Origin of the sequence: Micromonospora sp. DT62 (assembly GCF_049847285.1) — a bacterium.
Classification (GTDB): domain Bacteria; phylum Actinomycetota; class Actinomycetes; order Mycobacteriales; family Micromonosporaceae; genus Micromonospora; species Micromonospora reichwaldensis.
In genome coordinates, this window is record NZ_JBNCOB010000027.1 from 73,951 (window position 1) to 99,925 (window position 25,975).

26 protein-coding genes are annotated in these 25,975 nt (G+C 75.3%); 14 read left to right on the forward strand and 12 right to left on the reverse strand.

Annotation, left to right across the window (positions count from 1 at the left end; genetic code table 11):
• The first annotated feature begins 28 nt into the window (after window positions 1–28).
• Both ACPXCB_RS26655 and ygiD read left to right on the forward strand, forming a co-directional pair.
• Window positions 29–247, forward strand: coding sequence for a hypothetical protein (locus ACPXCB_RS26655; RefSeq protein WP_089000245.1), 219 nt, complete (start codon window positions 29–31; stop codon window positions 245–247).
• A gap of 108 nt (window positions 248–355) precedes the next feature.
• The gene (gene ygiD / locus ACPXCB_RS26660; RefSeq protein WP_425878449.1) at window positions 356–1,225 is read left to right on the forward strand and encodes a 4,5-DOPA dioxygenase extradiol; all 870 of its coding nucleotides are present in this window, start codon (window positions 356–358) and stop codon (window positions 1,223–1,225) included.
• A 120-nt stretch (window positions 1,226–1,345) separates the two neighbouring features.
• On the opposite strand, the gene ACPXCB_RS26665 is transcribed toward ygiD, so the two are convergent.
• Complete coding sequence (locus ACPXCB_RS26665; RefSeq protein WP_425878451.1) at window positions 1,346–1,831, reverse strand: SRPBCC family protein; 486 nt, start codon at window positions 1,829–1,831, stop codon at window positions 1,346–1,348.
• Complete coding sequence (locus ACPXCB_RS26670; protein WP_425878453.1) at window positions 1,828–2,190, reverse strand: ArsR/SmtB family transcription factor; 363 nt, start codon at window positions 2,188–2,190, stop codon at window positions 1,828–1,830. Before ACPXCB_RS26670 ends, ACPXCB_RS26665 begins: the two co-directional genes overlap by 4 nt.
• A gap of 90 nt (window positions 2,191–2,280) precedes the next feature.
• On the opposite strand from ACPXCB_RS26670, the gene ACPXCB_RS26675 reads away from it, so the two are divergent.
• Both ACPXCB_RS26675 and ACPXCB_RS26680 read left to right on the forward strand, forming a co-directional pair.
• The gene (locus ACPXCB_RS26675) at window positions 2,281–2,592 is read left to right on the forward strand and encodes a hypothetical protein (RefSeq protein WP_151453671.1); all 312 of its coding nucleotides are present in this window, start codon (window positions 2,281–2,283) and stop codon (window positions 2,590–2,592) included.
• Between the two features lie 206 nt (window positions 2,593–2,798).
• Window positions 2,799–3,830 (forward strand): extracellular catalytic domain type 2 short-chain-length polyhydroxyalkanoate depolymerase, encoded by a 1,032-nt coding sequence (locus ACPXCB_RS26680; protein WP_425878455.1) that lies wholly within the window; start codon window positions 2,799–2,801, stop codon window positions 3,828–3,830.
• Window positions 3,831–3,875: 45 nt separating this feature from the next.
• Here ACPXCB_RS26680 and ACPXCB_RS26685 read toward each other — a convergent pair whose 3' ends face one another.
• The 8 genes from ACPXCB_RS26685 to ACPXCB_RS26720 form a co-directional block, all read right to left on the reverse strand.
• Window positions 3,876–6,251, reverse strand: a complete 2,376-nt coding sequence (locus tag ACPXCB_RS26685) for a hypothetical protein (protein WP_425878457.1) — start codon at window positions 6,249–6,251, stop codon at window positions 3,876–3,878.
• Window positions 6,248–8,011, reverse strand: a complete 1,764-nt coding sequence (locus ACPXCB_RS26690) for an ABC transporter permease subunit (protein ID WP_425878458.1) — start codon at window positions 8,009–8,011, stop codon at window positions 6,248–6,250. The genes ACPXCB_RS26685 and ACPXCB_RS26690 overlap by 4 nt, the downstream gene beginning before the upstream one ends.
• Complete coding sequence (locus ACPXCB_RS26695; protein ID WP_425878460.1) at window positions 8,008–9,306, reverse strand: extracellular solute-binding protein; 1,299 nt, start codon at window positions 9,304–9,306, stop codon at window positions 8,008–8,010. The genes ACPXCB_RS26690 and ACPXCB_RS26695 overlap by 4 nt, the downstream gene beginning before the upstream one ends.
• Window positions 9,303–9,911: an ATP-binding cassette domain-containing protein gene (locus ACPXCB_RS26700; RefSeq protein WP_425878462.1), complete on the reverse strand. Its 609-nt coding sequence runs from the start codon at window positions 9,909–9,911 to the stop codon at window positions 9,303–9,305. The genes ACPXCB_RS26695 and ACPXCB_RS26700 overlap by 4 nt, the downstream gene beginning before the upstream one ends.
• 111 nt (window positions 9,912–10,022) lie before the next feature.
• Window positions 10,023–10,661, reverse strand: a complete 639-nt coding sequence (locus tag ACPXCB_RS26705) for a flavin reductase family protein (protein ID WP_132239687.1) — start codon at window positions 10,659–10,661, stop codon at window positions 10,023–10,025.
• Between the two features lie 125 nt (window positions 10,662–10,786).
• Complete coding sequence (locus ACPXCB_RS26710) at window positions 10,787–11,092, reverse strand: DUF2470 domain-containing protein (protein WP_425878464.1); 306 nt, start codon at window positions 11,090–11,092, stop codon at window positions 10,787–10,789.
• Entirely contained in the window at window positions 11,089–11,760 is a 672-nt protein-coding gene (locus ACPXCB_RS26715; protein WP_425878466.1) for a heme oxygenase (biliverdin-producing), read from the reverse strand. Before ACPXCB_RS26715 ends, ACPXCB_RS26710 begins: the two co-directional genes overlap by 4 nt.
• A gap of 121 nt (window positions 11,761–11,881) precedes the next feature.
• Window positions 11,882–12,544, reverse strand: coding sequence for a TetR/AcrR family transcriptional regulator (locus tag ACPXCB_RS26720; RefSeq protein WP_425878467.1), 663 nt, complete (start codon window positions 12,542–12,544; stop codon window positions 11,882–11,884).
• A 110-nt stretch (window positions 12,545–12,654) separates the two neighbouring features.
• On the opposite strand from ACPXCB_RS26720, the gene ACPXCB_RS26725 reads away from it, so the two are divergent.
• The 6 genes from ACPXCB_RS26725 to ACPXCB_RS26750 all read left to right on the forward strand — a co-directional run bounded on the left by ACPXCB_RS26725 (window position 12,655) and on the right by ACPXCB_RS26750 (window position 19,077).
• Window positions 12,655–14,139 carry a flavin-containing monooxygenase gene (locus ACPXCB_RS26725; protein WP_425878469.1) on the forward strand — a complete coding sequence of 495 codons (1,485 nt, stop codon included), beginning with the start codon at window positions 12,655–12,657 and terminating at the stop codon, window positions 14,137–14,139.
• On the forward strand, window positions 14,132–15,058 hold the full coding sequence (locus ACPXCB_RS26730) for an SDR family NAD(P)-dependent oxidoreductase (RefSeq protein WP_425878471.1): 927 nt from the start codon (window positions 14,132–14,134) through the stop codon (window positions 15,056–15,058). Before ACPXCB_RS26725 ends, ACPXCB_RS26730 begins: the two co-directional genes overlap by 8 nt.
• Window positions 15,055–15,918 carry an alpha/beta fold hydrolase gene (locus ACPXCB_RS26735; RefSeq protein WP_425878473.1) on the forward strand — a complete coding sequence of 288 codons (864 nt, stop codon included), beginning with the start codon at window positions 15,055–15,057 and terminating at the stop codon, window positions 15,916–15,918. The genes ACPXCB_RS26730 and ACPXCB_RS26735 overlap by 4 nt, the downstream gene beginning before the upstream one ends.
• Window positions 15,919–15,948: 30 nt before the next feature.
• On the forward strand, window positions 15,949–17,055 hold the full coding sequence (locus ACPXCB_RS26740) for a CapA family protein (protein ID WP_425878475.1): 1,107 nt from the start codon (window positions 15,949–15,951) through the stop codon (window positions 17,053–17,055).
• A 67-nt stretch (window positions 17,056–17,122) separates the two neighbouring features.
• The gene (locus tag ACPXCB_RS26745) at window positions 17,123–17,785 is read left to right on the forward strand and encodes a GntR family transcriptional regulator (RefSeq protein WP_425878477.1); all 663 of its coding nucleotides are present in this window, start codon (window positions 17,123–17,125) and stop codon (window positions 17,783–17,785) included.
• A gap of 2 nt (window positions 17,786–17,787) precedes the next feature.
• Window positions 17,788–19,077: an MFS transporter gene (locus ACPXCB_RS26750; RefSeq protein WP_425878478.1), complete on the forward strand. Its 1,290-nt coding sequence runs from the start codon at window positions 17,788–17,790 to the stop codon at window positions 19,075–19,077.
• Window positions 19,078–19,196: 119 nt separating this feature from the next.
• On the opposite strand, the gene ACPXCB_RS26755 is transcribed toward ACPXCB_RS26750, so the two are convergent.
• Window positions 19,197–19,616 (reverse strand): hypothetical protein, encoded by a 420-nt coding sequence (locus ACPXCB_RS26755; protein WP_151453683.1) that lies wholly within the window; start codon window positions 19,614–19,616, stop codon window positions 19,197–19,199.
• Between the two features lie 186 nt (window positions 19,617–19,802).
• Here ACPXCB_RS26755 and ACPXCB_RS26760 point away from each other — a divergent pair, with 186 nt between their 5' ends.
• A complete protein-coding gene (locus ACPXCB_RS26760; RefSeq protein ID WP_425878479.1) occupies window positions 19,803–20,888 on the forward strand; it encodes an S-(hydroxymethyl)mycothiol dehydrogenase in 1,086 nt (361 codons plus the stop codon).
• Complete coding sequence (locus tag ACPXCB_RS26765) at window positions 20,888–21,517, forward strand: MBL fold metallo-hydrolase (RefSeq protein ID WP_132239708.1); 630 nt, start codon at window positions 20,888–20,890, stop codon at window positions 21,515–21,517. The genes ACPXCB_RS26760 and ACPXCB_RS26765 overlap by 1 nt, the downstream gene beginning before the upstream one ends.
• Window positions 21,518–21,653: 136 nt before the next feature.
• On the opposite strand, the gene ACPXCB_RS26770 is transcribed toward ACPXCB_RS26765, so the two are convergent.
• On the reverse strand, window positions 21,654–22,598 hold the full coding sequence (locus ACPXCB_RS26770; RefSeq protein WP_425878481.1) for an anti-sigma factor RsbA family regulatory protein: 945 nt from the start codon (window positions 22,596–22,598) through the stop codon (window positions 21,654–21,656).
• Between the two features lie 362 nt (window positions 22,599–22,960).
• On the opposite strand from ACPXCB_RS26770, the gene ACPXCB_RS26775 reads away from it, so the two are divergent.
• Both ACPXCB_RS26775 and ACPXCB_RS26780 read left to right on the forward strand, forming a co-directional pair.
• Complete coding sequence (locus ACPXCB_RS26775; RefSeq protein WP_425878483.1) at window positions 22,961–24,091, forward strand: DUF3626 domain-containing protein; 1,131 nt, start codon at window positions 22,961–22,963, stop codon at window positions 24,089–24,091.
• Window positions 24,092–24,311: 220 nt separating this feature from the next.
• A complete protein-coding gene (locus ACPXCB_RS26780) occupies window positions 24,312–25,019 on the forward strand; it encodes a hypothetical protein (protein ID WP_425878485.1) in 708 nt (235 codons plus the stop codon).
• The last annotated feature ends 956 nt before the right edge of the window (window positions 25,020–25,975 follow it).

Below are 25,975 nucleotides of genomic sequence, written 5' to 3' on the forward strand. Positions count from 1 at the left end.
TGCGGACCAACTGCTATACGGTCGCTGGGTGAGGGTCGAAGAACACTGGTGGAACGGTGACACGTCGCAACGCGGGCGTCGGGACGTGTACATCCGCACCGATGGGCAGCGTTGGGACGTACAGGTACGAATCGGCGGCGAGTCCGGCCGCTCCCGGGTGCAGGAATGCCCTGGCCGGACGTCCGCGGTCATCCTCGCCGGTGCATGGCGTGGCAATCACCCCGCCTGGCGCGAGGTGTCCGACTGACGGCGATCGCCGGCCGCGACCGGTGACAACCGGTCGCGGCCGGCGTTGACCGGGCCGCTCCCCGCGACAACGGTTACGCTCGCATCACCGTGACCCGGGGAGAGCAGCATGAGCAGTGAGACCGTCCCGGCGGTGATGCCGGCCGCGTTCATCGGCCACGGCAGCCCGATGAACGCGCTGGAACTCAACCGTTACACGCAGGCGTGGCGCGCCTTCGGGCGGGCGGTCCCGCGGCCCCGGGCGATCCTGGTCGTGTCGGCCCACTGGTACATCGGCGCCACCGCCGTCACCGCGATGCCCCGGCCGAGGACGATCCACGACTTCTACGGCTTCCCGCCGGAGCTGTTCGACGTCAGTTACCCGGCGCCGGGCCTGCCGGAGCTGGCGGAGGAGATCGCCGACGTGGTCCACCCCACCTGGGTCGGGGCGGACGTCGACTCGTGGGGGATCGACCACGGCACCTGGTCGGTGCTCACCCACGCGTTTCCCGACGCGGACGTCCCGGTCGTCCAGTTGAGCATCAACGCGTTCAAGGACCTGGACTACCACCTGGACCTGGGCGCGCGGCTCGCCCCGTTGCGCGAGCGCGGGGTGCTCGTCGTGACCAGCGGCAACGTGGTGCACAACCTGCGGGGGGTGGACCCGCGCATGGTCGACGAGGGCTTCGACTGGGCGCGGCGGTTCGACGAGGCGGCGAAGGACGTCATGCTCGGCGAGCCGACCGAGGCGGCCACGCTGGACGCCCACCGTGACTTCGGCCGGGCCGTACCGACGCCGGACCACTTCATCCCGCTGCTCTACCTCGCCGGCCTGGCCGGCGCCGCCGGCAACGGCGCGGAGGTGCTGGTGGACGGGTACGCGTACGGGTCGCTGTCGATGACCGCCTACACCGTGGGGTCGTCCTGCCGCACGGAGTCCCCGCTGGCCGGCGCACCCGCCCTGCCGGCCGGCGTGCCGGCCGACTCCGCCAACATCTGACGGCCGCCGTCGCTGTGGGTCACCGCCTGGCGGTTCGCGCGGCCGGCCCCGGCGGGGGGCGACGGGACGCGGAATCAGCCGGCCGGTCCGCACGGCGGGGGCATCCCGTCGCCGCGTCCGTCACAGGCCCTTGACGACCTCGACCAGCTGGTCCAGCGCGGCGCTCCAGCCCTCGGCGAAGCCCATCTCCTCGTGCGACTTCTTCGCCGCGGCGTCGGCGTGGATCGCCGTGGCCGTGTACTTCGTGCCGTTGCCGGTGGGCTCGAGCTTGATGATCGCGGTGAACGGGAAATCGTCGCTGACCACCTGGGGGCGGAAGCCGGGGCCCAGCCCCGAGGTGAAGATCAGCGTCGAGCCCTCCTCGACGACCAGGATGCAGCCGGTGCTCGGGTACTCCTCGCCCTCGGGCGAGCGCATCACCGTGTTGAACCTGCCGCCGGGCTGGAGGTCGATCTCGCAGGACGAGGTCGACCAGGGCCGCGGGGCGAACCACTGCACGATCAGCTCGGGTGTGGTCCAGGCCTTCCAGACCAGCTCGGGCGCGACGTCGACGGTGCGCTCCAGGACGAGGTCGAGATTCGGGTTCACGCTCGGGTAGGCGGTCATGTCTGCTGCTCCTTGAGGTCGTGGAGAAACGAGTCGAGCTGGTCGAGGCGCCGGGACCATGTCGCGCGCTGACCGGCGAGCCAGGTGTCGACGTGTTCGAGCGGCTGGGGGGCGAGCCGGTAGGTCCGCACGCGCCCCTTCTTCTCCGACGTCACCAGGCCGGCGCGCTCGAGGACGCCCAGGTGCTGGGTGAACGACGGCAGTGCCATGTCAAACGGACGAGCGAGCTCGCTGGTTGTCGCGGGCCCTCGGCCGAGCAGCTCGACGACCCGGCGGCGGGTCGGGTCCGACAGCGCGTGGAACACGCCGTCCAGCGTCCCGTCGTCGCTTCCGGTCCCGCCGCCCAATTGCTTAGGCATGGACCTAAGTATGCTCACGCCAGACGCTTAGGTCAAGTCCTAAGTGAAAGCGGCTGGTCCCGATCCTTCCGAGTCGGTCATGCTGAGGGCATGACCGACGTCGGCGCCCCGGAACCGCTCACCCTCAACGTGTACTGCCGGCTCACGGTGGCCGTGACCGACCCACAGGTGCTCACCGACCACGCGGTGGCCGACCTGCGGGCCGCGGACATCGACTGGGCGGCGGAGGAGGACGACCTCGAGACGGCGGTGGCGGACCTGCGCAACGACGTCGTGGTGTCGCTGGCGTCGCTCGTGGACATCAGCCGCATGGTCGAGGGGCTGCCGGGCGTGGCGGCGAAGGGCGGGCTGTGCTGGGCCGAGCCCGGCCCGCCCCGCGAGGCCGTGTGGCGCGCCGAGTGAGGGTCGCCGCTGGCGACCCCGCGCGCAGCGGACCGCAGCCGGGCGGTGGCACCACCTGAGCGCCGGGCGGGGCGGCCCCTGTGTCGGTCTCGGACATTCCGGCGTCGCCCGAGGTGTCGACGGCACTCATGTCCACTGTGCACTGCGTCACGTTAGCGTCTGCGCACGCCGGCACCACCGCCGCCGCTCCCGGACAGGAGAGCGCCATGACCGCACCGCTGAAGGCCACCGCCGCCCTCGTCACCGCCCTGCTGCTCGTCCTCACGACCGCGGCCCCCGCCCAGGCCGCCACCCCGGCCACCAAGGCCCCGGTCGCCGGGACCCTGCGCCCCCACAACGTCTCCGGCGTGTACGTCGCCGGCGTCTCCTCCGGTGGCTACCTGGCCACCCAGCTGCACGTCGCCTACTCGTCCCGGATCCGGGGCGCGGCGGTCTTCGCCGCGGGGCCGTACTACTGCGCGCAGAACAACGTCGCCCAGGCGCTCGGCGGCTGCGGCGACAACGTGTACCCGACGAACGTGTCCGCCCTCCAGGCGTACACCCGGACGTGGGCCTCCTACGGCTGGGTCGACCCGGTGGGCAACCTGTCCGGCGATCCCGTGTACGTCTTCCACGGCACCAACGACACCGTCGTCAAGAAGTCCGTCACCGACGACCTGGTCCGGTACTACCAGCACTTCGGTGCCAGCGTGCAGTACGACAGCGGCTCCCCGGCCGGCCACGCCTGGGTCACCCCGTACGGGACCCTGGGGTGCACCGCCACCGCCTCGCCGTTCCTCGACAACTGCGGCACCGACCCGCAGAGCGCCCTGCTGAGCAAGCTCCTCGGCAGCGTGCGGGCGCCGAACACCGGCCCGCTGGGCGGCACCCTGATCCGGTTCAGCCAGCACACGTACGCCGTCAACGGCTGGGCTCCCGGGCTGAGCATGGGCGCCGACGGTTTCGCCTACGTGCCGGCGTCCTGCGCCGCCGGACAGTCGTGCCGGCTGCTCGTCGCCCTGCACGGCTGCCTGCAGGGCCACGGCGCGGTCGGCACCGCCTTCGTGGACCGGGCGAACCTCAACCAGTACGCCGACACCAACAACCTGATCGTGCTCTATCCGCAGGCCGGCACCGCCGCCACGAACCCGAACGGCTGCTGGGACTGGTGGGGCTACCTGGGCGCGACCAACTACCCGATCAAGGGCGGCGCCCAACTGGAGACGATCATGAACATGGTGCGCCGGCTGGACGGCTGAGCCCGCCGACCACACGTGGGCGGGGCCCTCGGCGGGGGACCCCGCTCAGGCCGGCGCGTCGCTGCCCACCAGGCGTGCGTCGGCCGCCGCCTGACCGTCGACGTCCCCCGCCTCCTCGCACACGCCCGCCGCGTCCGCCCAGTGCCGCCGGGCCTCGTCGGCGTCGTCGAGGGCCGCCGCCGCGTCGCCCAGGTGCAGCAGGGTCCGCCCCAGGCCGGCCGTCGGCCGCCCGTCGCGCAGCCGCAGGCTCTCCGCCAGCAACTCGTACGCCTGCCGCGCCTGGGCCGGGGTGGTGGACAACAGCGCGGCACCCGCGTTGAGCAGCGCGGCGGCCCGGTTGGTCGGATCGGCCACGGACTCGTACTCCCGCAGCGCCGCCCGCCACGACTGCGCCGCGTCGAGGTGTTCGCCGAGCCCGGCGTGCACCAGCACCAGGTTGGTCAGCGCCGCCGCGTAGCCCCGGGCGTCGCCGAGCGCGCGGAAGGCGTTCGCCGCGCGGACCAGGTGGCCGTGGGCGACATCCAGCTCCCCCCGGGCCAGCCGGGCGGCGCCCAGGCCCAGATCGGTCAGCGCGTGCCCGGCCCGGTCCGCCGCGGAGCGGTGCCGCCGCGACAGCTCCAGGTGCTCCACCGCGTCGTCGAACTGCCCCAGGTCCAGCAGCACCAGGCCCAGGTTCATCCGCGCCTGGGCGGTGCCGCGCCGGCCCCGCTCCGCCACCGCCAGGCTGAGCGCCGTCGCCGCTGCCTGCGGGTCGCCCCGGCGGCGGCGCAGCACCCCCAGTTCGTTGTGCGCCCAGCCGGCGATCTCCGGCCGGTCGTCGGCCGTGGGCGTGGCGAGCACCGTGCGGCAGACCTCCGCCCACTCGTCGAGGCGCTCGGCGTGCGCGAGCCAGCCGCACAGGGCCACCGCCAGGCGGAACCACCAGCGGCGAACCCGGCGCGGCAGGGTCTCCGCCGCGCCCGCCGGCACCCTGACCACGGCCAGCAGCAGCTCCTGGTGCAGGTCGAACCAGCCGTACGGGTCGTCGTCCAGCGCCAGCGTCGGCTCCCGGTCCGGCGGCGAGCCGACCACGGCGAGGCTCGCGGCGTGCCGCTCGGCCCGCCGGGCCAGGTGCCGGGTGAGCCGGGCCTGCGCGGCGACCCGCCGCCGCGCCGGCTCCGCGTCGCGTAGGTGCATGCGGGCGTACGGGGCCAGCAGCGGGCGCACCTCGTAGCGGTCACCGGGCGCGCCGGTGACGAACCCACCGGCGGCCAGCTCGTGCAGCAGGGCGGCCACCCGGTCCGGGCGGCGGCCGGCCAGCGCCCCGATCGTCGGCCGGTCCAGCGGCACCGGGCTGAGCGACATCAGCCGCCACAACCGTCCTGCCTCGCCGCCCAGCGCGTGGTACGCGGTGTCCCGCGCGGTCACCAACAGGGTCGCCGGGGAGGCGGCGACGTGCTGGTGCGGGGGCGTGTCGACGGCGCGGCGCAGCGCGTCGAGCACGTCGGTGTGCCGCCACCCGTGCTGCGCCGTACGCCGGCCGAGCTCCGCGACCGTGCGGGGCTGCCGCCCGCAGAGTTCGACGAGGTCGCGTACCGCCGGGTCGGTGCGCGGGTCCGGGCGGTGCGGCCGGGCGACGGGTGCGGCGGCGCCGGCGGCGGCGAACAGCTCGACGGCGTCGTCGGCGTCCGGCTCGGCGAGCCCGTGCGCCACCACCCCGTCCACCGCGGCCAGCGCTCCCGTGCCGGCCAGCAGCAGGCGGCACGTCCGCGCGGTCGGCGGCAGCAGCGGGCGGACCTGGGCCGGGTCGTCCACGTTGTCCAGCACCACGAGGACCGCCCGGCCGTCGAGCTGGCCGCTCAGCTCGTCGACGGCGTCGGCGAGGTCGTCGGCGCGTCCCGACGCCGGCGGCCGGGTGCCGAGGATCCGGGCCAGCGCGGTCAGCACCTGCCGGGCGTCGTGCCGCCGGCCGCCCCGGCGCAGGTCCAGGTAGTACTGGCCGTCCGGGAAGTCGTCCCGGCACAGGTTGGCGGCCTGGATCGCGCAGGCCGACGTGCCGACGGCCCGCCGGCCGACCACCGCGACCGCGTGCTCCTTCTCCAGCAGGTCGATGATCGCGTCGACGTGCCCGGCCCGCCCGGTGAACCCGGCCGGCCACGGCAGGGTGGGCGCGCCGGCGACGGGCGGCGGTTCGGTGTCGTCCGGCGTCGCGGCCTGCTGCCGCTGGCGGCGCCATTCCACGATCATCGCGGCGGCGAGGCCGAGCACGATCACCCCGGCGCTCGCCGAGCCGAGCTGGGCGACGGACAGCTCGGAGAGCAGGTTGCCGGTGACGTTGCCGAGCACCGCGCTGACCGTGCCGCCGACCACGCCGCCGATCGCGAGCAGCAGGCTCAGCCGCCGGGGCCGCCGCGAGCGGCGGGCCGGTCCGGGCCCCGTCACCGCACGCCCCCGGCGACCAGGCCGGCGACGAGCTGGCGGCGGGCCAGCACCACCAGCAGCACCGGCAGGATGGAGGCGATGACCGAGCCGGCGGCGAGCGCCCCGCTGTTGGCCGCGAAGCCCCGGGTCTGGCCGGCGAGGAACAGCCCCAGCGGCAGCGCGCCCGGACCGCTGAACAGCAGACCCACCACCAGGTCGTTCCACACCTGCACGAACTCCAGCACCGCGACCGCCACCACAGCCGGGCGGTTGTGCCGGGCGAGCAGCCGCAGGGTGCCCCACCAGTGCCGCCCGCCCACCCGGGCCGCCCGCACCTGCTCGGCGGGCAAATCCGCGAACGCGTTGCGCAGCACCAACACGGCGAACGGCACGCCCAGCGCGACGTGCACCAGCGCCAGGCCACGCGCCGTGCCGGAGGAGAGCGCCACGCCGAGCACCTCGTTGACCGGCCCGGCGATCACCTGCACCGGCACGATGCTGGCGGCCATCAGCAGCAGTCCGGTGGCCTGGGCGGGTGGCCCGGTCAGCCAGGCCAGCGGGTACGCGGCGAGCAGCGCGACGCCCAGCACCACGGCGGTGACCACGGTCGCCAGCACCAGCGTGAAGCCCAGCGTGCGCCACAGCTCCGCGCCGGTCAGCAGGTCCCGGTAGGAGTCGAGGCCGGGCGGGCTCCACCACCAGCCCCGGGCCGCCGCGTCCACCGTCGAGTGCAGCGAGGTGGCGAGCAGCACCCCGAGCGGCACCAGCCAGGCGACCGCCGCGCCCGCCATCAGCAGCCGGGTCGTCCGGCGTGGCGCGGGCGCCAACGGTTCGGGCGCGACGGGCACCGGGTCCCGGGGCGGCGGCCACGCCTGCCGCACGAACAGCGCGGCGACCAGCATGCCGGCGGCCACCGCCACCAGCCACACCACGCCGAGCGCGGCGCCCTCGCCGGTGGTGGCGCCGTTGGAGGTCTGCCAGACCCGCAGCGCGAGTACCGACGCCTCGTCGCGCACCGAGCCCGGCGTCATCACCAGGATCAGGTCGAACGTCCGGGCGGTGCCGAGCGCCGCCAGGGTGAACACCACCGCCACGGTGCGCAGCAGCAGTGGCCGCCACTGCGCGTCCCAGAGCACGTCGCGGCGGTTGCCGCCGTAGGCGCGCACCGCGTCGGCGAGGCTGGGCGGCACCGCGTCGAGGGCGGCCCGGAACACCAGCACGGCCAGCCCGACCCACGCCCACACGAACGCCGACATCAGCGCCACCGTGACCAGCCCGGGGCCGAGCAGTTGCGGGGCGTCGGCCGCCGGCCGGCCGGTCAGCGTCGCCGCGACCAGCGTGGCCAGGCCGCGTTCCGGGTCCGGGTCGTACATCAGCCGGAAGGTGACCCCGGTGACCACCAGCGGCAGCGCGGTGGGCACCACCAGGATGAGGCGGACCAGCCCGCCCTCCTGCGAGCGGCGCGAGGCGGCGGCGAGCAGGTAGCCCAGGACGGTGACCACCGCCGGCACCAGCAGCGCCCAGAGCAGCGTGCGTCCCACCACGGCGCCGGTGCCGGGCGCGGCCAGCGCGGTGCGGAAGTGCTCCGCGCCCACCCACCGGCCGTCGGTGGTGACGCTGGCGTGCAGCGTACGCAGCACGGGCCACGCCACCAGCCCGCCGAGCAGCAGCAGGGCGGGCAGCAGCAGCGCCGAGGTGGCCCCCGCCGCAGGGTAGGCCCGCCCGCGCCGGGGCGGCCCGACGTCGTCGAGGACCGCCAGCTCGCCCAGGACCCGGCTCATCGGCCGCCGCCGGCCGACCGGGCCGCCGCCGCCAGTTGCCCGACGGCCCGGCGGGTCGCCCTGCCGGCGGGGACCCCGTCGGTGACGTCGGCGAAGAAGTCCTGCATGATCCGCCAGATGCCCACCCCGTCGGAGCCGGTGAACGGGCCCGGCAATCGGTCGGAGAGGTCGAAGCGCACCGCCTCGGCCGTGCGTAGCTCGGCGGCGAGGCGGCGGCGGACGGGATCGCGGTAGTCGTCCAGCGGTACGGACACGTTCGGGGAGAGGTAGCCGCCGGCGCGCAGCCACGGCTGGAAGGCGGAGCCGCCGCTGAGCCAGCGCACCAGCTCCGCCCCACGGGCCGAGCCGGCGAACGCCACGGCGGCGTCACCGCCGACGATCAGCGGGCCGTCGGCCACCCGGGCGCCCGGGAAGCGGAAGGTCTCCGACTGCTCCGGGCCCCGGCGGAACCGGCGGCTGACGTCGTCGACGAAGTCGGCTTCGAAGAGCATCGTCGCCCGCCGGTGGTGCACCACCTGGATCACCGACTCCTCGTACTGGGTGAGCAGGGCCCGGCGACCGCCGCCGGGGAACGCGCCGTCGACGCCCCACAGCTCGGCGAGCCGGTCCAGCGCCGTGTGCACCGACGGGCTCCGCCAGTCGGCCTCGCCGCGCGCCAGCGCCTCGTAGTGGCCGGGCGGGGCCACGTCGGCGAGCACGTTCTCGAACCAGTCGGTGAGCACCCACCCGTCGGCCGCGCCGACGGCCAGCGGCGCCGGACCGTCGCCCGACCGGGCCCGCGCGCCGAGCCGCCGGGTGAGCGTCACGAGCTGGTCCCAGGTGCGCGGCGGTGCGGGGAGCATCGACGGGAAGTACCAGAACAGCGACTTGTGGGCCGCCTTGACCCAGACGCCGTAGCGGCGCCCGTCGGCGGAGAGCAGGTCGGCCATGCCGGGCGGGAGGGCGTAGCTGGTGGCGGGGGTCAGCTCGCGCAGCCAGCCGCGCCGGGCGTACTCGACGACCAGCCCCGACCGGGGCAGGATCGCCACGTCGGGGCTGGTGCCGGCCAGTTGGCGGGCGCGCAGGAACGCGTCGATGTCGTTGCCGGCGCTGATCACCTGCACGTCGGCGCCGTAGTTGCCCACGACCTCGCGGAAACGGGCCAGCTCGCCGCCGCTCCACACGACCGCGACCTGGACCGCCGGCGGCGTGGCGGCGCAGCCCGCGCCGGCGGTCGCGGTGAGCGCGGCGGTGGCCCGCAGCAGGGTACGGCGGCTCAGGCGCGCCGCTGGCGCGGCCCGGCCCGCCGGCGTCACCGGCCCACCTCGGCGACGACCGGCACGTCGGCCAGCGAGCCCGGGTCGGCCGTGCACACCAGCACCGCCACCCCCGGGGTGTTCGCCGGGGTGAGCCTGCCGACCAGGTCGGTCAGCCGCCCACCGCCGGCAGGTCCGGTCGGCAGGTTGATCACCAGCACCTCGGGCAGGCAGGCCACCGCCCGGGCGAGCGCCACCCGGAACCGCTGCGCCTCCGACAGCAGGTGCGGTCGCAGCTCCAGCGTCGGGGCCAGCTCCAGCCGGTCGACCACCTTCGCCGTCCACGCGTCGGCCATCTCCCGCACCCGTTCCCGCCGGCGCTGGCCGTAGGCGATGTTGCGGCGCACGGTCAGGTGGGGCAGCAGTGCGCCGCCGGCCGGCACGTAGGCGATGCGGCGCTGCGGCGGCGGCAGGGCGGTCACCTCCCGGTCGCCGACCAGGACCCGGCCGGCGACCGGCGCGGCCAACCCGCTGACCACCCGGGCGACGGCGGTGCCGATCGGCGGGGCGGCGACCAGGGCGGCCGTGGCGCCGGCGGCGACGTCGAGGGTCACCGCGGCGGCGCCGGGCACGGCGACGAGTTCGCACAGTCGTAACGTCGCCATCACCTCCGGTGACCCGGGCAGTCGATCCCAGGGTCGCACAATCCGGCGACGACCGGCGCCCCACCACCATCCCCTGTGGAGTGCCGCGTGATCGGCCACACCGCCCGCCGGTCAGCGCGACGCCGCGCCGAGCCGGTGGGGCATCTGCCAGCCCTCCGCGAGCCGGGACGGGTGCACGTGGTGCCCGCCGCCGAAGAACTCGCAGAACTTCATGATCAACGGATCCCAGCGCAGCGGGTCCACGTGGCTCGTCCCGGGGATGACCAGGTCCTGCTCGACGTACGCGCGCAGCACCTCGACCTGGAAGGCGGTGGCCCGCACGTCGTCTCCCGCCAACGGGTGGGCCGCGACCACCCGGCACTCCAGTTGGATCGGGCACTCCGCGACCCGGGGCGCCCCGACCAGCGCCGACGGCTGGGCGGTCAGCCCGGCCAGGGTGAACTTGTCCGGCTCGTAGCGGTAGCCCTGGCGTGCCTTCTGCTCCGGCACGTCCGGGCGGCCGGTGGTCAGCGCGATCCGGTCGACCGCGTCGACCATCGCCGAGGAGGGCAGGTTGAGCACGCACTCGCCCTCGCGCAGCAGGTTCGACGTCGTCCGGCCGCTGTCGCCGAGCCCGAGCATCGCCTGCCGGCCCAGCCACCACGCCGACGACATCGGCGCGAGATTCGCCGTGCCGTCGGGGTTGCGGGAGGTGACCAGCACCACCGGGGTGCCGAAGTAGAGCACCTTCAGACCGGGCACGACGTGCATCCGTCCACCTTCCACCGAGGGCGCGACCGCGCGTCGCGCCGCCGGAGCCGACTATCCGGGAACCGGCCGGCCGGCGCTGGCGGCGATCGGACGTGGCGTTTGCGCCGTGCCGGCGCGACCGCCGGTCAGCCGGCCGGGCGCGGTGGGAGACCGGACCGCTGGCACGCCTCCCGGTACATCCGCACCACCTCCTGCCGGATCTGGGCGCGTTCGGTCAGCCGGTGGGCGAACGGCACCCGCACCGGGACCTCGATGTCGTCCACGGTCACGGCGAACTCCATCCCCTCGGCGTCCAGGCCGGTGGCCCGGGCCCGGGTGGCTGCCGGCTGCCCGCCGAGCGTGCGGCAGATGAGCAGCGAGTCCCCGGCGTGGTCGTCGTCCATGTGCCGGCAGACGGCGGCGACCACGTCGGCGCCGAACGGGGCGGTCACGCGGCCACCTCCGCGTCCGTGGCCGGCATGAGGTGGGACAGGGCGGCGAGGACCTCGGTGTTGTGCCGGTACGCGACGAGCACCTCGGCCCGCAGCGCGGCCCGACCCACCTCGTCGAGCGGGAGGGCGTCCAGCCTGGCCCGGTAGGCGTCCTTGTACGCCTTCGGACTGGGGATCCGGTCGAACCGGTAGAACGCCGCCCCGGCGTCCCCGGTCAGCCCGTAGTGCCGGGCGAGGGACCGTCCGATGTGCAGGCCGCCGGAGAGGTCGCCGAGGTAGCGGGTGTAGTGGTGGGCGACGAACCGTTCCGGTGAGCTGGCGCAGACCGCGCCGAGGCGCCCGGCGTAGGCGACCGTCGCCGGGGTCGGGTCGATCCGTCGGCGCCAGTCGGGCCCGAGCAGGAACTCCAGGTCCGCGGCGAGGGCGGGCAGCCGGGTCAGCGCGTCGTCGACGAACGGGCCGGCGAGCGGGTCGTGGCGCATCGCCTCGGCGGCACCCTCCAGCGCCTCGTAGATCACGTGGTGCTGCACCACCAGCGCGGCGTAGCCGGCGCGGTCCAGCTCGCCGGCCACCAGGGCGGAGACGTACCGCTGGGACTCCGCGCCCTGGTGGGCCTCGGCGCTGGCGGCCCGCAGTTCGGCGGAGAACGGGGTGCTGGTCGGGCGCAAGTCTCCTCCAGGGGGACGGAAGGCCGGGTGGGTCGCCGTCGGGAACGACCAACGGTAGCCGGGCGCGTGGGTGGGGGCACGACCTCGAGGTCGTGCCGGTACACCTTGCCGCCCGGCGCGGTCAGGCCGGCGGGGGAGCGGTGTCGCGGTAGATCGCGGCCAGCCACACGTCGCGCAGCACGTCGACCACGTCGCGCTCGGCCACCGCCGGCCCGTCGCCGGCGAAGGTGGCGTACCAGACGCGCTCGTTCATCGAGTTCAGCGCGATGGCGAGGTCGCGGGCCGGCACGCCGTCAGGGGCCGCCCCGCGCCGCCGCTCGGCCACGATCGCGGTCTCGATCGCATGCACCCAGCGCTCCAGCACCCTCGCCCAGAGCCGGCGCACCTCGGCGTTGGTGCCGCGCACCTGGGCGCAGGCCAGCACCACCGCGCGGTGCGCCCCGAACGTCTCGTGGAACCGGTCGATCAGCTCCCGCCAGCGCGCCGGCGGGTCCTCGGCCAGCCGCTCCAGCACGTTCCCGGCGGCGGCGTCGGCCTCCTCGATGACCCGGTCCAGCAGCGTCAGTAGCACCGCGTCCTTGGCCGGGAAGTAGAAGTAGAAGGTGGGCCGGGAGATGCCCGCCCCGCGCGCCAGGTCGTCGATGGAGATGTCGGCGAAGGCCCGCTGCCCCAGCAGCCGCTCGGCGGTCGCCAGGATGGCCAGCTCCCGCTCGTCGCCGACGGAGCGCGCCGCGCGCCGTCCGCGCCCGGTCGCGTTCGCGGTGGCCGTACGGGCGGGTGTCATGCCCGGTGACTCTACACCGGATCAACACTGTGTCGATCAAACTCGACAGGGTGTTGACGAGCCTCGACACCCGTGGCTAGTGTCCGGTCACACCCGCGGACGGAGACGAGATGGTCACCGAACACGTCGACGTGCTCATCGTCGGCGCCGGCCTGTCCGGCGTGGGCGCCGCCTGCCACCTGCGCCGCAACTGCCCCGAGAAGACGTACGCGGTGCTGGAGTCCCGCGACGCGATCGGCGGCACCTGGGACCTGTTCCGTTATCCCGGCGTCCGGTCGGACTCCGACATGTTCACCCTCGGCTACTCCTTCAAGCCGTGGACCGACCCAAAGGCCATCGCCGACGGCGACTCGATCCGCGACTACGTCCGCCGCACCGCCGACGAGTACGGCGTCACCGACCACATCCGCTTCCGGCACCGGGTGCTGCGGGCCGACTGGGACAGCGCAAGCGCCCGCTGGACGGTGCACGCCCAGCGCGACGACACCGGCGAGACGGTCGCGCTGACCTGTGCCTTCCTGTTCACCTGCGCCGGCTACTACCGCTACGACGCCGGGTACGCCCCGAGGTTCCCCGGCACCGAACGGTTCGCGGGGCGGATCGTGCACCCGCAGCACTGGCCCGCCGACCTCGACCACACCGGCAAGCGGGTGGTGGTGATCGGCAGCGGCGCCACCGCCGTGACCCTGGTGCCGGCGATGGCCGAGCGGGCCGCCCACGTCACCATGCTCCAGCGCTCACCCACGTACGTCCTGGCGCTGCCGTCGCGCGACGTGCTGGCCGACGCGCTGCGGCGCTGGCTGCCCGCGAAGGCCGCGTATCCGGTGGTGCGCTGGAAGAACGTCCTGCTCTCCACCGCCAACTTCCAGCTCAGCCGGCGGGCGCCCGCGTTGGTCCGGCGGTTGCTGCTGCGCGCCGCCCGGGGCCGGCTGCCGGCCGGCTACGACGTCGACCGGCACTTCTCGCCCCGCTACGACCCCTGGGACCAGCGGCTGTGCGTGGTGCCCGACGGCGACCTGTTCACCGCGGTGGCGCGGGGCAGGGCGTCGGTGGTGACCGACAACGTCGACACCTTCACCGAGCGGGGCGTGCGGCTCGGCTCCGGCGAGGAGCTGGCCGCGGACGTCGTCGTCACCGCCACCGGGCTCAACCTGCTCGCCCTCGGTGGCATGACGCTGACCGTGGACGGCGTGCAGGTGGCGCTGCCCGACACCGTCGCCTACAAGGGGATGATGCTCTCCGGGGTGCCGAACTTCGCGATGACCCTCGGCTACACCAACGCCTCGTGGACGCTGAAGGCCGACCTGGTGGCCACCTACGTCTGCCGGCTGCTGCGGCACCTGGACCGCACCGGCCAGCAGGTCGTCACCCCGCTGCCGCCGCCGGACGGCGCGCTGGAGCCGATCATCGACCTGACGGCCGGCTACGTGCTGCGCAGCGTCGACGCCCTGCCCAAGCAGGGCGCCCGGGCGCCGTGGCGGCTGCACCAGAACTATCCCCGGGACGTCCTGCTGATGCGGCACGGCCGGCTCACCGACCCCGGCGTGCGGTTCTCCCGCGCCGGCACACCGGAACGGAGGACCGTCCGTGCGTAGGTTCGTCTTCACCGGCGGCACGGCCGTGGTGACCGGCGCCGCCAGCGGGATCGGCGAGGCCCTCGTGCACGGGCTGGCCCGCCGGGGCAGCGACCTGGTGCTGGTCGACCGCGACGCCGGGCGCCTCGACGCCGTCGTCGCGGCGGTCCGCGCCGCGCACCCCGACCGGCAGCTCACCGCCTACGTGGTCGACCTGGCCGACGCCGCCGCGACCGCCCGGGTGGCCGAGGAGATCCGCCGGCGGCACCCGGCGCTGCGGCTGCTGGTCAACAACGCGGGGGTGGCGCTGGGCGGCCGGTTCGACCAGGTCAGCCTGGACGAGTTCAGCTGGGTCGTCGACGTCAACTTCCGGGCCGTGGCGCAGCTGACCCACGCGCTGCTGCCCACCCTGCGGGTCGAGCCGGGCGCGCACCTGGTCAACGTCTCCAGCCTCTTCGGGATCATCGCCCCGGCCGGGCAGACCGCCTACTCGGCCAGCAAGTTCGCCGTCCGCGGCTTCACCGAGGCGCTGCGCCAGGAGCTGGCCGGCGAGGGGATCGGGGTGACCTGCGTGCATCCGGGCGGCATCCGTACCCGGATCGCGCAGAACGCCCGGGTGGGCGCCGGCGTGCCCGCCGAGGAGTTCGAGACCGGCCGCCGGCAGTTCGAGAAGCTGCTGACCATCGACCCCGCCCGGGCCGCCGAGGTGATCCTGCGCGGCGTGCACCGCCGCCGGGGCCGGGTGCTGATCGGCTGGTCGGCGAAGCTGCCCGACCTGCTGGCCCGGGTGGCACCCGTGTCGTACCAGCGGGTCCTGGCCTTCGCGCTCGACCGCGTCGCGGGCGACGCCACCCGCCGGCTCACCACCGGGTCGCCCGCCCCGGCGCAGCCGCAGCCCGAGGCGGCCCCGCCGGCCGACCCGGCCGGGAAGCCCGCGTGAGCGCCCCGGTCGGACGCCGGCACGTGAGCGTGGACGGCCGGCGGGTGTGCCACCGCGTCGACGGCGACGGACCGCCGGTGCTGCTGCTGCACGGCATCGGCCGCACCCTGCGCGACTTCACCGAGCTGCACGAACTGCTCGCCGGGCGGTTCCGGGTGCACAGCGTCGACCTGCCCGGCTACGGCGGTTCCCTGCCGATGGCCCGCCCCTGCACCCTGCCGGCGCTGGGTGAGTTCGCCGCCCACTACCTCGACGCCGTCGGCGTCGAGGAGCCGGCGCACGTGGTCGGCAACTCGCTCGGCGGCGCGGTCGCCATGCGCCTCGCGGCGTCCGAGCCGGCCCGGGTGGCCAGCCTGACGCTGGTCAACAGCGCCGGATTCGGCCGGGAGGTGACCATCGCGCTGCGGCTGCTGGCGCTGCGCCCGCTGGGCCGGCTGCTGCTGCGGCCCACCCGCTGGGCCGCCCGCCGCGCCGAGCTGTCGCTCTTCCACGACCCGGCCCTCGCCACCGCCGAGCGCGTCGCTCACGCCCTGGCGGTCGCCCGCCAGCCGTACGCCGCCCGGGTGATGCTGGAGACCGCGCGCAGCCTCGGCACCTTCCGGGGCGTCAGCCCGCAGTGGCGCGAGGACCTGCTGGCCGAGGTGGAACGGCTCGACGTGCCCACCCTGGTCGTCTGGGGCGACCGGGACCTGATCCTGCCGGCGGCGCACCTCGACGCCGCCCGGTCCCGGCTGCCGCGCGCCCGCACCCACCTGTTCGCCGACTGCGGGCACATGCCGCAGATCGAGTGCGCCGAGGAGTTCCACCGCCTGCTCGTCGACTTCTGGGCCGAGGCCGGCGCAGACGCCGCCGGCAGGTGAGCCGGCGGCGCGACGGGGAAAGCGGGCCGGGTGCCCGAGCTGACCCTCTTCCTCGGCGGCGACGTGATGACCGGCCGGGGCGTGGACGCGATCCTGCCCGCGCCGGGCCCGCCCGAGCTGCGCGAACCGGCGGTACGCGACGCCCGCGACTACGTCGACCTCGCCCGGGTCGCCAACGGGCCGGTCCCGCGCCCGGCGCCGCCGGCCTGGCCGTGGGGCGAGGCGCTGGACCTGCTCGACGAGCTGCGGCCCGACGCCCGCGTGGTCAACCTGGAGACCGCGGTGACCGGCCGTGGCGAGCACGCACCGGCCAAGGCGATCCACTACCGGATGCACCCGGGGAACCTGTCCTGCCTCGCCGCGGCCCGGCTCGACGTCTGCGCCCTGGCCAACAACCACAGCCTCGACTTCGGCCCGGTCGGGCTCACCGACACCCTCGACGCGCTGGCCGACGCCGGCATCGCCACCGCCGGCGCCGGCCGGGACGCGGCGTCGGCCTGGCGACCCGCCCGGGTGCCGCTCGGTCAGGGCGGCCGGCTGCTCGTCTGGTCGGTGGCCGTACCGTCCAGCGGGGTGCCCCCGCCCTGGGCAGCCACCGCCGGGTCGCCCGGGGTGGCGTACCTGCCGGAGGTCTCGGTCGCCTCGGCGGACGCGCTGGCCGGACGGATCGCCGCCGTGGCCGAGCCGGGGGACCGGGTGCTGGTCTCCGTGCACTGGGGCACCAACTGGGGGTACGAGGTGCCGCCCGCGCACGTCGACTTCGCCCACCGGCTGGTCGACGCCGGCGTGGACGTGGTGCACGGCCACTCGTCGCACCATGCCCGCCCCGTCGAGGTGTACCGCGACCGGCTCATCCTCTACGGCTGCGGCGACCTGGTCGACGACTACGAGGGCATCGGCGGGCGGGAGGCGTACCGCCCGGAGCTGCGGCTGCTCTGGCTGCCGACCCTCGACGCGGCCACCGGGGCGCTGCGGCGCCTGCGGGCCGCCCCGGTACGGATGCGCCGGATGCGGCTGGAGCGGGCCGCGCCCGACGAGGCCGGCTGGCTGGCGGGGCTGCTCGGCGGCTTCGGCCCACCGTTCGCGCGCAGGTTCGCCGTCGACGGTGACGGGCTGCTGACGCTCCACCCGCGCTGATGGTGGCCCGCGCCACCCCCGGCGGGGGCGCGGGGCGCGGGGCGGAGGCGGGGCCCACCATAGATACATGACGCATCCCTCCCCGTCGGGCCGGACGGTCGCGCCCTCGGCCGCCGAACGCGCCTACCGGCACCTCAAGCGCGAGATCCTGGAGCAGATCCACCCGGGCGGGTCGCTGGTCAGCGAGGGGGAGATCGCCGAGGCCACCGGGGTCTCCCGCACCCCGGTCCGGGAGGCGCTGCTCCGCCTGGAGGCGGAGGGACTGGTCCGGCTCTATCCCAAGCGGGGCGCCCTGATCCGCCCGGTCTCCGCCCGCGAGATCACCGACGTGATCGAGGCGCGGCGGCTGGTCGAGCTGCACGCCGCCGAGCGGGTCTGGCCCCGGCGCGCGGCGCTGCGGGGCGACCTCGCGGCCCGGCTGGCCGAGATGCGCGACGCGCACGCCGCCGGCGACCTGGCCGCGCTGATGCAGGCCGACCGGGCGTTCCACGCCACCGTCGTGGACGCCGCCGGCAACGAGATCCTCGCCGAGCTGTACCAGCGGCTGCGCGACCGGCAGCTGCGGATGGGGGAGGCCAGCTTCCGGCTCTCGCCCGGCTGGGCCGAGACGGCGCTGACCGAGCACGCCGACCAGCTCGCTGCCCTCGACTCCGACGACCCCGGGCGCTGGCTCGCCGCCGTCGCCGCGCACATCGACAACGCGGCGGCCGTGCTGCGCACCCTGCGGTGAGGGTGCTGACCGCGCCGCTCGCCCCGCTCCGCTCGGCGGGCGGTCTCGTCTGGGGCGTGGCCGTGTCCGCGTACGTGGCCGCCGTGTTCCACCGCAGCTCGCTCGGCGTCACCGGCGTCGACGCGGCACACCGCTTCGAGGTCAACGCCTCGGCGCTGGCCACCTTCTCCGTCGCCCAGCTCGCCGTGTACGCGGCGATGCAGGTGCCGGTCGGCGTGCTGCTCGACCGCTTCGGGTCCCGCCGGCTGCTCATCGCCGGCGGCGCGCTGATGGTCGCCGGCCAGCTCTGCTTCGCCGTGGCCACCGACGTGCCCCTGGCGATCGCCGCCCGCGTGCTGATCGGGCTGGGCGACGCCATGACGTTCATCAGCGTGCTGCGCATCGTGGCGCTGTGGTTCCCGGGGCGGCGCTACGCGATGATGACCCAGCTCACCGGCACGCTCGGCCAGCTCGGGGCGATCCTCGGCGCCGTACCGCTGGTGGCTCTGCTGCACTCGGCGGGCTGGACCCCCGCCTTCCTCACCGCCGGGGCGGTCGGGGCGACCGTGCTGCTGATGGTCGTCGTCGCCGTCCGGGACACCCCGGGCGGGCCGGTCCCGGCCGGCGCGGCGCCCACCCTCACCGACGTCCGCCGGGAACTCGCCGCCGCGTGGGCCCAGCCGGGCACCCGGCTGGGGCTCTGGACGCACTTCGTCACCCAGTTCTCCGGCGCCGTGTTCGCCCTGCTCTGGGGGTACCCGTTCCTGGTGCAGGGGCAGGGACTCAGCCCGACCACGGCGGCGTCGCTGCTCACCCTGATGACCGCCGCCATGCTGCTGACCGGGCCGGTGGTCGCGCACCTCTGCGCCCGGCACCCGTTCCACCGCTCGGTGCTGGTCTTCGCGATCACCGGCGCCACCGCCGTGGTCTGGGCCGTCGTGCTGGTCTGGCCGGGACGCGCGCCGGGCTGGCTGCTGGTCACGCTGGTGCTGGTGCTCGCGGTCAACGGCCCGGCCTCCCTCATCGGCTTCGACTACGCGCGCAGCTTCAACCCGGTCAACCGGATCGGCAGCGCCACCGGGGTCGTCAACGTCGGCGGCTTCGTCGCCTCGATCGTGCTGGTGCTGGCCGTCGGCGTGGTGCTCGACCTGGCCACCCCGGCCGGTCGGGCCACCCCGGACCTGGCCGCCTTCCGGTGGGCCTTCGCCGTGCAGTACGTCCTCTGGGCGCTCGGCGCGGTCCAGGTGCTGCGCTACCGCAACGCGGCCCGCCGCGAGCTCGCCGCGCGGACACCCGCCGTGACGGCGACCTGACCCGCCACACCGGCCGCGTGACGCCCACCGCACTGCCGGGGCGGGCGTGCGCTGCGGCGCGGGCGTGGTCTCCGGCGCGTCGCGGCCCGTGAGGTGGAGAAGGCCGACGGCGCGGGACCTCAGCGCCGCCGGCGGCCGTGGGTGAGGTCGTCCAGCACCAGGGTCAGGCCGGCCCCGAGCAGCCAGACGTCCTTGGCCAGGCCGATGCCCTGCTGGGTGGGCCGCAGGCTGCCCGCCTCGCGCATTCCCGGCGTCCTCAGGTAGAGCTGCACGAGGCCCGCGCCGAACGCGGCCAGCCCCAGACCGGCCAGCGCCGACGGGACGAACGGCGCGAGCAGCGCGGCGCCCAGGGCGATCTCGGCCCGGGAGAGCAGCCGGGCGAACCGGTCCGGATCGAGCTTGCCGAGCTGCGGGACGGCGCCGACGGCCATCCCGTGCATGCCCTGCGCGGCCTCGCCCTCCAGCGACCGCTTGCCCATCCCCGAGTTGAGGACGAACGCGCCGATGCTGACCCGCAGCGGCAGATGGCTGATCCTCATGGCGCACTCCCGTCCGAGCGTCGAACCGTGCCCCCGCCTACCCCTCGCCGCCCGCGATAACCGCCCGACGGCCCCGGTCGTCCGCGACGATCGGGAGTAGGTTCGGCCCGAGGGACGTGATCGAGGTGCCGCGTCAGCGCACCGACGGACGGCGGCGCGACGCGTCGGCGTGGAGCAGGAGGAAGCGTGAGCCAGGAGGTCAGGGGAGTCATCTCCCGCAGCAAGGGCGCGCCGGTCGAGGTGACCACCATCGTGCTGCCCGACCCGGGGCCGGGCGAGGCGATCGTACGGATCCAGTCCTGCGGGGTCTGCCACACCGACCTGCACTACCGGGAGGGCGGCATCAACGACGACTACCCGTTCCTGCTCGGCCACGAGGCCGCCGGCGTCGTCGAGCAGGTCGGGCCGGGCGTCGACGGCGTCGCGCCGGGCGACTTCGTGGTGCTCAACTGGCGCGCCGTCTGCGGGGAGTGCCGGGCCTGCCGCCGGGGCCGCCCGTGGTACTGCTTCGCCACCCACAACGCGGCGCAGAAGATGACCCTCACCGACGGCACCGAGCTCACGCCCGCGCTGGGCATCGGCGCCTTCGCGGAGAAGACCCTGGTCCACGCCGGTCAGTGCACCAAGGTCGACCCGGCGGCCCGGCCCGCTGCCGTCGGACTGCTCGGCTGCGGCGTGATGGCCGGTCTCGGAGCCGCCATGAACACCGGCGGGGTCACCCGGGGCGACTCGGTGGCCGTGATCGGCTGCGGCGGCGTCGGCGACGCGGCGGTGGCCGGCGCCGTGCTGGCCGGTGCGACGACGATCGTCGCGGTGGACACCGACCCCCGCAAGCTCGACTGGGCCCGCAAGTTCGGGGCCACGCACACCGTCAACGCCCGCGACGACGACCCGGTCGAGGCGATCCGCGCCGCCACCGGCGGCTTCGGCGCCGACGTGGTGATCGACGCGGTCGGCCGCCCCGAGACCTGGAAGCAGGCCTTCTACGCCCGCGACCTGGCCGGCACCGTCGTACTGGTCGGCGTGCCGACCCCGGAGATGACCGTCGACGTGCCGCTGCTCGACGTCTTCGGCCGTGGCGGCGCGCTCAAGTCGAGCTGGTACGGCGACTGCCTGCCCAGCCGCGACTTCCCCATGCTCACCGAGCTCTACCTGCAGGGCCGGCTCGACCTGGACGCCTTCGTCACCGAGGAGATCGCCCTGGACCAGGTCGAGGAGGCGTTCGCCCGGATGCACCGGGGCGACGTGCTGCGCTCGGTGGTGGTCCTCTGATGGCGGCCCGCGTCGACCACGCCGTCACCTCCGGCACGTTCTCCCTGGACGGTCAGACCTTCGACGTGGACAACAACGTGTGGGTGGTCGGTGACGACGCCGAGTGCGTCGTCGTCGACGCCCCGCACGACGTCGACGCGATCCTGGCCGCCGTCGGCGACCGGCGGGTCCGGGCGATCCTCGCCACCCACGCGCACGACGACCACGTCCGGGTCGCCCCGGCGCTGGCCCGGGCCACCGGCGCCCCGGTGCTGCTGCACCCCGCCGACCGGGTGCTGTGGGACATGGTGCACCCCGACGAGGCGCCGGGCGGGGAGCTGCGCGACGGGCAGACCGTCGAGGTGGCCGGCACCGCGCTGACCGTGCTGCACACGCCCGGCCACAGCCCCGGCGCGTGCAGCTTCCACGCGCCGCAGCTCGGCGTCGTGTTCACCGGCGACACGCTCTTCGCCGGCGGGCCGGGGGCGACGGGACGCTCGTACAGCGACTTCGGCACGATCGTCGCCTCGATCCGGGACCGGCTGCTCACGCTCCCGCCCGAGACGGTCGTGCACACCGGGCACGGGGAGAGCACCACCGTCGGCGCGGAGGCTCCCCACCTCGACGAGTGGCTGGCCCGCGGGCACTGACCCCCGCGCCCCGCCAGCAGCGGCCCCGGCAGCCGCTCAGCGACTGTCCGGGGCCGCTGCGCGGCCGGCGCCGCCGCGTGCGGTCCCGCCGACGCACTCCCGGTCACCCTCCGGGGTGACGCCGTCGAGCGCAGGGTCACGCCGGGTGCCGCACGTACATCCGGACGGTCGTCCCGGCGGCGGTGGTGTGCACGCGGACCAGGTCGCACAGCGCCTGCACGATCACCAGCCCTCGGCCGCCGATGCCGTTCGCGGCCGGGGTCAGTCGCCCGGCCAGCGGGTCGGCCAGCCAGCCGTCGTCGCGGATCTCGCAGACCAGGTGCTCGGCGGTACGCCACACGCGCAGCACGCCGGTGCCGCCGGCGTGCGCGACGCTGTTCGTCGCCAGCTCGGTCACCGCGATCTGCAGATCGGCCAGCCGGTCCTCGTCCAGCCCCACGGCCGCGCCGTGCCCGGCCACGAACCGGCGCACGGCGGACAGCGTGTCGACCTCGTAGACCAGCGCCGAAACGGGCGCCGTCGGGCTCGCCAGGGGCTCGTTGTAGCGGGCGACCACGTCCGCCGGGGCGTACCGGGCACTCGGCCGTCGCCCGGTGTCGTCGACGAGGATCGGGTGCGTGGCGTACGCGTCGGCCAGCACGTCGGCGTCGAGCCCGGCGGTGTCGTACGGGCAGAGGATGGTCGCCTCGCGGCCGGCGAACGCCATGTTGATCAGCGCCTCGTGCTGGGCGCACGCCGGATACTCCGTGGCGCTGCGCCCGGCCCAGATCGGCTCGCCGATGATCCGCGCGCGGCGGCCGGCGTGCTGGTCGATGAACGCCTGCAACACCCAGGGGATGATCCGTCCCGGGTTCCGGCCGGCTTCCGACATGTCCGCCCAGCGCACCGCGTCCGTGGGGCCGACGGCGGCGCGGACCAGCCGCAGGTTCGCGCCGGGCATCGCGACCAGCACCGGCTCACCGGCGGCGAGACCGTCGGTGATGAACGGCACCGTGCCCGCGAGCAGACCCTCCCGATCGTGGTAGAAGAGCCCCTCGTGCACGAAGGCACCCGCCGCCTGCGCGTGCCGCGCCCCGGTCACGCCGGCTGTCCCGGGGCGGCGGCGAACCCGGTCCCGCGCCGCCGCCGGTGGTGGCGGCACCGGGCGACCAACCGGTGGGGCACCTGCTCGACCACCGCACCACCAGTCATCCGTCGCCTTCCGCTTCGGGCCCCACTGTAATCGCCGGTCCCGGTGCCGGCCCACCGGGTGAACGCCGCCGCCCATCAGGCCCGGCACGGGCCGGGCACCACCCACCCACGGCCGTGGCCCGGGTCACGATCGCTCGTCCGGTGGCGACCCTCCGGGTGGCCTTCGAGGGCGGGCGGCAGCCGCGTCGCGTCGCCCGCCGACACCCGAAAACGGGGTGCGCGCCGACCCGTCCGTGGGGGAGATTCGTCGCCGTGCGACCCACCACCGAACCGGCCGCGACGCACGCGGCGCCGGCACTCACCCCCGCCCAACGCGCCGCCCTGGCGCACGTACGCGAGGCGGCGCTGCGCGAGCGTCCCGCCGCCCTGGCCGCCATCGCCCGGGCGCTCGCAGGCTCGGGCGTCGCGCACGGGCCGGAGCACCTGATCGCTGCGGTCGGCGCGAACGGGCGGCTCACCCTGAACTTCCACCCGGACCGGCTGCTCGCCGACGGGCGTACGGTCGCCGACGCCCTCACCGCCGAGGGCGTCTACCGCAGCCAGTTCGAGACCGGCATCTCCAACGGCGGCCTGACGGCCTTCCCCGGCGGCGACCGGGACCGCTGGGAGGAGACGCTCTTCGGCGGCGCCTACCAGACGGCCGGCGTACGCCCCGCCGACCGGCCGAAGTACGGCGGCCTGAACCTGCTCGACCACCCGGACGGCGCGTGCCCCCGGTTCGGCTCCTGCCACCTGCGGCTGCGTCCGCAGGTGCTGGCGCGGGCCACGTTCTGCTTCGGCGACAGCCACTTCGGGCCCCGCGACCTGGGCACCGTGGACGTCTTCGAACCGGTGCTGGCGGCCCTGCTGGCCGCGACCGACGGCACCGGGGTCAGCCTCGGCGTGCCGGGCGACGTGGTGACCCTGACCCGGGCGCTGCTGCGCCGGCGCGAGGACGCCGCCTGGGCCCCCGGCGCGGCGGGCCGCGCGCTCGACGACTACATCGAGGCGCAGGTCCACGGCGAGCTGAGCCTCGCCCGGGACGTGGCGGCGATGGTCGTCGACCCGTCCTTCCGGGGCACCGAGACCGGGGCGACGCTCGCCGCGCTCGCCCGGCGGCACGGCTTCGCCCTGCGCTGGCACGCCGGGTTCGCGCTGCCCGTCGACCGGATCGACGCGGAGTTCCGGGGGCCGGCCATCCCGCCGCTGGCCGCCCGGGTGCACGCCGAGTTCGCCCGGCCGGGCGAACTGGTCGACGCCGCCCTGATCGGCCGCGCGGCGGTCTCGGTGATCACGGAGCCGTCCCGCTGGGCCGACCGTGGGCCGACGGAGGTCACCCTCCAACACCTCAAGCAGCTCTGGCACGTCCTCGTACGCTTCGGCGCCCCCACCCGCGCCACCTAGGACGACCGGACCCCATAGTGACCGCGCGTGCCTGCCCGTCACGAGTGTCCAGTGACCCGGGTCGCAGCCGACCGGCACCCGCTCATATCCGGAATGACCGACAGGGCGGGCTGGTTGTGTCCCCCGTACCGCCGGAACCGAAACCCCGTCCGGCGCGGAAGTTTCCCCCGAAGGAGTGCTCATCCAGGGAGCGCTTCGCCTGACCGAAAGGGCAACCATCGTGAAGTACGACTTCACTCGATGGCTCCCGGCCATCGCGAAGGACTCGACGGACTCGAACCGCAGGATCGCGCTGAGCGCGGTGGGAGTCGTCGCCCTCGGCGGCCTGGCCCTCGGGCCGACGGCCGTGGCCGCGCCGGTCACCACCGCGCCCCACGAGGGCGCCGTGGCGGCGATCGAGCAGGCCACCGGCAAGGGCAGGCCGGGCGCGGCCGACGAGTCGGCCCTGACCACGGGCGGTACCACCACCAAGCCGTCCGCCGACAAGCCCAGCCGCGAGGAGCTGGTCCCGCACGGCGTGCAGGGCGCCCAGTCGCGCATCCCGCTCGACGACGCGCAGCTCGCCAACGCCAAGGCCATCATCGAGGAGGCCAAGGAGACCGGCGTGGGGGAGCGGGGCGCCGTCATCGGGATCGCCACCTCGCTCCAGGAGTCGAAGCTCTACAACCTCGGCCACCTGGGCGCGTACAACGACCACGACTCGCAGGGCCTGTTCCAGCAGCGTCCGTCGTCGGGTTGGGGTTCGCCCGACCAGATCACCGACCCCGAGTACGCCTCGCAGGCGTTCTTCAGCGCGCTCAAGAACGTGGGCGGCTGGCAGGACCTGCCGCTGACCTCCGCCGCGCAGACGGTGCAGGTCTCGGCCTACCCCTTCGCGTACGCGCAGTGGGAGGAGCAGGCGGCGGACATCGTCTCCCAGCTCTGGTGACACCCGCGTGACCACCGGCCGGTCCCCGTCTCGGGGGCCGGCCGGTCGCGTCCCCGCCGACGCCGCCCCCCGCATGCTGTCCGCTGTCGCGTCCACATGCCGACGACGCCCCGCATTCGGACAGCTGTCGCGTCCGTGCCAACGCCGTCCAAATCCGGACCGCTGTCGCTTCCATGCCCGCCGCCGCCCGGGTCTGAACCGCGGTCCCACCCACAGCCGGCGCAGCGTGCTCGTCGTCGTGGATCAGCCGGGGCCCTGTCGAGCTGCCCCGTTCACGAGACCACCTCTCAGCCCAAGCTCGCGCCGCCGTCCGGGGTCATCGGTGGAACACCATGGGTGTCACCGGGGCCGGGAAACACCCATGGTGTTCCACCGGTGACCGGTCGCCGACGTCCCTGCTCGCGAATCCGTCCGCTGCGCCTCCGGCCGGCCCCTCATCGCCGCCACCCCGTGGCCCGCCGTGGACCGGCCGCGGATCTTGGAAGGAACGGGCCCTGCCAGGGGCCCGCATCTGCCAAGGCCTCCCGCAGCCGCCGATGAGGCGTCCGCGCGCGGCGTCCGGTTCAGGCCCCGGCGTCCGGATGGGGGCTTTCGTTGCATGGTGCGTGCCCAATCGGGCGCGCTCGCTGCGGCCCGGTCTGTGGTCGTCGGGTCGCCGGATGATGGGATGTCCGAGTTGGGGGTGTGACCGGGGGCATCGTGGGGGCGGAATCGTGGCCGGGGCGGGGTCGTTACACCCTGCGTACGACCGAGCACAGGCCACGCCCGCCGAGGTCACGCCGCCCCGATCGGATGGCAGGCCCGGGGCCCCCGGAATGATGGCGGGCCGGCGGTGGTTACACATGGTCCGGCCGACGTGAGGGCGTCCCCCGCCCCGCGAGACAGCCCGGCCCCCTTCCGGCCCCGCACGGGTCGGACATCCGGCCGGCACGGCCGATCTGATCTTTCCTCTGGTC